The sequence below is a fragment of the Cecembia lonarensis LW9 genome (assembly GCF_000298295.1).
In the GTDB taxonomy this organism is placed as follows: Bacteria; Bacteroidota; Bacteroidia; order Cytophagales; family Cyclobacteriaceae; genus Cecembia; species Cecembia lonarensis.
Genome location: NZ_AMGM01000239.1, coordinates 1 through 872, shown reverse-complemented (window position 1 = coordinate 872; position 872 = coordinate 1). Strand labels below are relative to the sequence as shown.

Annotated in this window: 2 rRNA genes; both read left to right on the top strand. The window is 54.7% G+C overall.

The annotated features are described in order from the left end of the window. Positions 1–437 (top strand): 23S ribosomal RNA (locus tag B879_RS23975); the annotation flags it as partial. 180 nt (positions 438–617) lie between these two features. After that, a 5S ribosomal RNA gene (gene rrf / locus B879_RS23970) occupies positions 618–734 on the top strand. Positions 735–872: the final 138 nt, after the last annotated feature.

Sequence of the window (872 nt, the reverse complement as noted above, 5' to 3'; positions counted from 1 at the left end):
GTCCATATCGACGGCATGGTTTGGCACCTCGATGTCGGCTCGTCGCATCCTGGGGCTGGAGTAGGTCCCAAGGGTTGGGCTGTTCGCCCATTAAAGCGGTACGCGAGCTGGGTTTAGAACGTCGTGAGACAGTTCGGTCCCTATCCGCTGCGCGCGCAGGAAATTTGAGAAGAGCTGTCCTTAGTACGAGAGGACCGGGACGGACGAACCTCTGGTGTGTCAGTTGTACTGCCAAGTGCACCGCTGATTAGCTACGTTCGGAAGGGATAACCGCTGAAAGCATCTAAGCGGGAAGCCCACTTCGAGATGAGATTTCCATACACTTTTGAGTGTGAGAGGCCCCCAGCCAGACCACTGGGTTGATAGGCAGGATGTGGAAGCGAGGACTAAAGACTCGTGAAGCTGACCTGTACTAATAGGCCGACAACTTAAACCACAAACACCACACCACCTACGGGTGGTTGGCAAGTATTGCTGCGTCCACTATACGGTCCCGAAACAACAAACCTGTGTTTGTTTTTCGCGGATACAACAAGATACAACCACTATTGTGGTCGTAACCCCATTTTTACCCGTCAACACCCTCTTTGTAGGTTGTTGGTTGTGGTTGATAGAGTTACGGCGGTCATAGCGTGGGGGAAACGCCCGGTCCCATACCGAACCCGGAAGCTAAGACCCACTGCGCCGATGGTACTGCACTCGGGAGGGTGTGGGAGAGTAGGTCACCGCCGGACATATTTGTCCCGGAACCCCGAACACTATGTGTGTTCGGGGTTCCGATGTTTAAGCACCCCCTACGTGTTTTGGGGTGGTGTGGGTTGTTGGCCCTTCTGGTGTTCACCAGGGGGGCCACACCTGTTTAACGGCCCAGG